This is a genomic window from Labilibaculum manganireducens (assembly GCF_002843385.1).
Classification (GTDB): Bacteria; Bacteroidota; Bacteroidia; order Bacteroidales; family Marinifilaceae; genus Labilibaculum; species Labilibaculum manganireducens.
Genome location: NZ_MVDE01000064.1, coordinates 1 through 6,162, shown reverse-complemented (window position 1 = coordinate 6,162; position 6,162 = coordinate 1). Strand labels below are relative to the sequence as shown.

The 6,162-nt window shown below is 38.0% G+C and carries 3 protein-coding genes and 1 other RNA gene; all 4 read right to left on the bottom strand.

Annotated elements, in window-relative coordinates:
* Positions 1–1,304: 1,304 nt before the first annotated feature.
* Positions 1,305–1,654, bottom strand: an RNA gene (rnpB, locus tag BZG01_RS21065) — RNase P RNA component class A.
* A gap of 150 nt (positions 1,655–1,804) precedes the next feature.
* Positions 1,805–2,161: a four helix bundle protein gene (locus BZG01_RS21060; protein WP_101311816.1), complete on the bottom strand. Its 357-nt coding sequence runs from the start codon at positions 2,159–2,161 to the stop codon at positions 1,805–1,807.
* 117 nt (positions 2,162–2,278) lie between these two features.
* On the bottom strand, positions 2,279–3,433 hold the full coding sequence (locus BZG01_RS21055; RefSeq protein WP_143470972.1) for an SPOR domain-containing protein: 1,155 nt from the start codon (positions 3,431–3,433) through the stop codon (positions 2,279–2,281).
* A 525-nt stretch (positions 3,434–3,958) separates the two neighbouring features.
* Complete coding sequence (locus BZG01_RS21050; RefSeq protein ID WP_101311814.1) at positions 3,959–5,845, bottom strand: OmpA family protein; 1,887 nt, start codon at positions 5,843–5,845, stop codon at positions 3,959–3,961.
* Between the last annotated feature and the right edge of the window lie 317 nt (positions 5,846–6,162).

Here is a 6,162-nt window from a genome sequence, read left to right as displayed (position 1 = left end):
CAAGATACTTCTTCTCCAACGGCAAAATCCGAGAGGTAATTCAATCCCATGCTTCTTTTTACATTACATCTTGCGGCGCAGAATAAGATCTTGTTTCAAAGAATGATTTTCACCTGCGCCAATTTGTTATGTCCCATTCTTATCCCGGGGTGGCATTCGCTTCGCTCATTTACCCCGGGCTATTCATATTTGAGCCCTTCAGGCTCCGATAAAATAAGCAATCTCTTTATCTATCTCTTGTTGACCTTTTTGACTTTTCAAGACTTTTGAGACCTTTCCAGACTCTTCCAGACTTTTCAATCCTCAAACACCCCTCTCCCTGTCGGGATCTCCCCTGAAAATGGGAGAATTGCTGCGATAAACCTTTTCACACAACAGCTAAAGCAGTTGGCAATGCATGAATTCACAAAACACATATCTTCCCCAACGGTGGATCAAAGCCACATAACATTTAAAACCATAAAACTGCAATTGACTTTTTGACTCTTCAAGACCTTTCCAGACTTTTCAATCCTCAAACACCCCTCTCCCTGTCGGGATCTCCCCTGAAAATGGGAGAATTGCTGCGATAACCTTTTCAGACAACAGCTAAAGCAGTTGGCAATGCATGGCTTCACAAAACACATATCTTCCCAAACGGTGGGTCAAAGCCACACAGCATTTAAAACCATAAAACTGCAATTGACTTTTTTTGATGTTTCGACCCTTCGACTTTTCAAGATACTTCTTCTCCAACGGCAAAATCCGAGAGGTAATTCAATCCCATGCTTCTTTTTACATTACATCTTGTGGCGCAGAATAAGATCTTGTTTCAAAGAATGATTTTCACCTGCGCCAATTTGTTATGTCCCATTCTTATCCCGGGGTGGCATTCGCTTCGCTCATTTACCCCGGGCTATTCATATTTGAGCCCTTCAGGCTCCGATAAAATAAGCAATCTCTTTATCTATCTCACTCTTGTTGACCTTTTTCACTTTTCAAGACTTTTGAGACCTTTCCAGACTCTTCCAGACTTTTTCAATCCTCAAACACCCCTCTCCCTGTCGGGATCTCCCCTGAAAATGGGAGAATTGCTGCGATAAACCTTTTCACACAACAGCTAAAGCAGTTGGCAATGCATGAATTCACAAAACACATATCTTCCCCAACGGTGGATCAAAGCCACATAGCAATTAAAGCCATAAAACTGCAATTGGCTTTTTTTGACTTTTCAAGACCTTTCCAGACTTTTGAGATCTTTCCAGACTTTCACTATATCACAAAAGAAAGACCAACTCAATCATGAGTCAGTCTGTTTATGTTTAAAAAAAGGCAAACCTGTAAGCCGGGTTCTGTATTCTCCGAAAAGAATTTCTATCATTTATCTAGAACACTTGTCACCAAATGTTTCGAGCAATCCACCCCCCGAACATCAGCCGAGTCAGCCTACATACGCCGGTGTACTTGATCTTGCAACACATAAGGTACACAGCCACCAATGTCACCATCAGTGCTGGTGAGCTCTTACCTCACCTTTTCACCCTTACCCGGAGGCGGTTCTTTTCTGTTCTACTACTAAAGCCTTTCGACCTTCTTCCCGTTAGGAAGTATGTTACTCTATGTTGCCCGGACTTTCCTCTCCTTTTTACAAAGCAGCGATAGAACGGTTTGCCGGGACAAATGTAAGGAAAAAGTAACAAGTATAAAGTATAAAGTATAAAAAAGAGAAGGGAAGAAATGGAAAAAGTTCAAAGGAGGCAATAAGTATAAAGTAAAAAGGATAAAGAAAAAAGTATAAAGAAAAAAAATACAAAGGAAGGTAATGTTACCGTTTTAGTTTTCGGTACATTTTAACTCTTATTGCTCCCAATATTTTCATTAATTCCTCAGATTCTCTTTCCAAGATAAGCCATTCGTTTTTTTCCTCTGAAATGGAATTTACAATACGAATCCAGTAGTTTGTTTCTCTTAACTCTTTCAGGGAAATAGAGATTTTATTAGCAAAATCAGCTTCTGAGACAGCCGCCTGTACCTCCTCGTAATTGGCACCAACAGATGTTGCGGACTTTAAAACCTGGTAAGAAATCACTTGATACTCACGCGAATTTGGAAACACCCTTACCTGTTTTATGATGTCAACAGAAAAATTAAACAATCGAGCTTGCAATTCATTTTGTTTCACGTGGCTTTATACTTTACACTTACAATATTCCTTATACTTCTCACCCTTTGTACTTTTTACTTTATCCTTTTTACTTTATCCTTTTTACTTCAAGATTGATCCTTGGAAGTTTGGAACCTATAATCGGACAATAAACGCATCGCCGTAGCCTTTTTGGCGAATTTCGCGCAATTCCCGGCGACAAACCCAATAATTGTCGTAATTCCCGTAAAAATAACGATACAATTCGTCCTGCGGATCAAACGTACGGGTAAGATCTTTAATCGTTATCCGCTTAAGGTTCATTTCAGATTTACTTGCAAATATCTGAATGGTAAAATGAGCATCTGCAGAAAGGCTTTCCTGAATGGCTGCTGTTTTTAAACCTGATGGAGTTTTAATTCTTGCCTGAGTAAAACCAAGGTCTTTTAATTTTTGAACCGCCTCATTTGCAAGCTTTTTATCGTTATAGTCTCCTATTTCAATAACATAAAGCGGCTTTTCAGATATCTTTAAATGTCCCAGCTCATAATAGTAGTCAACATATTCTTTTCCTCTCATTTTTCGTCCCATGTTATAGGATCCTGTCTGATCCGAGGCCATTTTCACATCGTTTTTCCTTTCTGCCTCTACTCTAACTTCCGCCAACTCTCCCTTATTAATAACGGCAACACTTGCCTGAGGAAAACCTGCCTCCACTTTTTCCTGCAAATATTTCTTAGCATCACCCACATCCTCAAATCGTCCCAACACATATTGAAACATTCCATCGGCTTCCAGTACTTTCACTGAGTTGAACGGAGAAAAACTTTCTGCATTTAGACTATTTTTGCTTTTCTGAAGAAGAATGGTGTAGTAATAATCATTACCAATATGAGTCAGTTTACCAATTGCGGTTTCAGCGGCTTGATTCCTTTTATCGATTTGACTGGTAATTTTCTGCTTCTGAGTTTTATCCTGATCACCCTTTCCATTCGTAAGAACTGCTGAAATCTGCTCCGATGTGAACTCCTGATTTAAATCCAAAACCTTAGCATCAGCATATCCAAAAGACTTTATTTCCTCTACCCGGGTCTCTGCTTCACTCTTGGAATTGCTAAGACCGGATAAATAATGATACTCTCCATCTTTTCCACTCAACTCAACAACATCATTCAATTCCTCAAAATAATCGGTATACACCGGATATTTAAACTTTGCAATTTCTACACCATAGGTTGAACCTCCAGCAGTAGAACCGGCAAAGTTAATATCGAAAAAAGGAGAAAGGGAACCAATTGTCCCGGCGGTCAAGAAAAAACAGATTAAAAAGTAGATATTCCTCATAACAGATGGCAGAATAGAGTGTCAGATTAATTCTTAAAAATAACAAAAATTAACAGTAGTAAATACAAGAAACTGTTTAAAATTTATCCTTTAGCTTTTTTATAAGGCAAAAACCTCATAATTGCGTTAAATTATCTTTAAACAGAACCACTATTCGCATCAAATTTGTCTTATTCTTAGTCTTTTTTCTTCGATAAGAATTTCTAAAAATAGATTTAAACAGCTTCTAATAAAATCATTAATTAATGGAAATAAACATTACAAAAGACAATCCCTCTTCCCAAGCTACTTCTTTATACACAAATATTCGCTTTCCCAGGCAATAGTTTAATTATAAACATAAACACCCCTCTATTCTTCGAACATCTCACCTTAAAATGGGAGAATTGTTCACAAACAGAATCTTCCCTTCTTGAGGGACCGTAACCCAGTGAAGATTGTGAACACAAAATGTGTATAAAGAGCAGCTTCCCAAGACGAATAACAATTGATTTACAACACAAAAATTAATTCTATCCTTCGATTCTCATGATGCTCATTTTCAGAACATCCCGAATCATCAAAACACCCATTCAAAATAAACTCCCCGCCCCATGCACCAACCTCTATCTCTGATACATCCACACCTTTTTTTACCAAATATTCTTTTGCTTTTTCAGCTTTTTGAAGAGAGATATCCAAATTCATTTGTTCCAATCCTTTCGAGTCTGAATGGCCGTTTATCTTAATTCCCAATTCTGGAAATTCTTTCCAAAACCGGTACAAACGATCCAATATTTTTTTAGCTTCATCACTAAAGTCATCCTCATTCTTCTCGAAATAGATGTTTTTAAATGTAATCTTCTTCTTAGGATAGGCAATTGGCGTCAGTTCCGACACAAAGGAAAACTTAGGTTTTTCGCTGATGCGGTCCAAACTTACCTCAATATTCATTTTTTGAGAGGATGGGTAATATTCAATCTTCCGATCCATATATCCTGTTTTTTGAACAGTAATCTCATATAATATTCCCTGATCAAACTCAGATTCCGGTATTTCGAAAGAAGTTTCTCCCTCAATCATCCCCTTATCAGCAACAATCACTTTATTTTCCAAAGCTTTCAGAACTGAAAATTTTACGTTTTTAATAATATCATAGGAATGTGCATCTTTCACAAAAACCTGAACACGTTTTTTGTCTTCTTTTTTCAATTCATAGATCCGGTCCCGCAAACCTCTATCTTCCCGGTCTGATACAAATAGCTGCATGCCCGTCTCAGGGATGTCCTGAATTGAATACTCTGAAAATGCAGAATTATACGGTTCTCCCGGATTTATAACCGGAGCCCAGCTGCCATCCTCATTTCTGGAAGTAAAAAACAAATCCAATTTTCCATAACCTGCGTGTCCATCGGACGAGAACCACAACTGATTATTCAACAGCACCCGTGGATAAATCTCGTTTTGTGCTGTATTAATTGATTTTCCTAAATTTTGAGGTTCTGTCCACTTCCCGTTCTCCTGCTTACTAACATACAGATCCGTCCCTCCGTATCCACCCTCCATATCTGAAGAAAAATACATTGTTTTCCCATCGGGGGATAAAAAAGGATAGCAGCAGGAATACTTTCGACTGCAAAATGCAAGACTTTCCTTAGAACGCCATTCCCCGTTTTTCTTTTCGGCAATCGCAATCTCCATTTGTTGTTTCCCCCTACGAATGTACCAGCGCGTGTAATACATTGTATTTCCATCAGGAGAAATGCAAATGGCTCCAATATCTGTTTTAGGTTCCAGTTTGCCGGCAAAAGATTTGGTTTCATTAAACTCTGAATTTTCACCTGCAGCGAGCAGCAATTTGTAATTTTTATCTGATTTTAATTTGCCGGCACCAGCTTCTGAGTAAACAATTCCCTCGGGCAATAGGAAGATACCTAAGCACTTTCCTTGGGGTTGAACTTTAATCTTAGTGATTTTCAAATCTTGATTTGCCTTTCGCACCTCGGCGAATTTACGAACAGCATCCAAGCGTATTTGAACTTCATTTGGATCCGCCCCCAATTCACCAGCTCTTTCTGCCAGTAGAACAGCTGCTGTAAAATTATCATTAGCAAGGTTTATTTGAGAGAGGTGAAGTAAATCTGCAGAATTCTTCTCTTTTTCCTGAATACTGTTATAAAAATTCTCGGATTGATCGTACTTGCCCAAAACAAAATAGCATTCTGCAATCTTCCGGTTGACTTCAGCATTTTTATCCTTTATATTCTTGAATTGAATAATCGCCTCGGGATAATCTCCTTTCAGAATTGCTTTATCGCCTTTTTTTTCAAATTTAGTTTGACTGAAAAGTGCAGTAGGAAGCATTAGGAATAAAACAAGCAGTTTTAGCTTATAAATCATATTCGAATGGATTTAGAATGAACATAAACTAAAATTAAGAGTTTTCAGGACAATAACAAACAGTGAATTAATAAAAACTTAACTTTTCAAGGCTCTTTGATTTTTAAACGCAACAGCTAAAGCAGTTGGCAATGCATGGCTTCACAAAACACATATCTTCCCAAACGGCAGGTCAAAGCCACACAGCATTTAAAACCATAAAACTGCAATTGACTTTTTTTTGACTTTTCGCCCCTTCTACTTTTCAAGATACTTCTTCTCCAACCGCAAAATCCGAGAGGTAATTCAATCCCATGCTTCTTTTTACATTACATCTT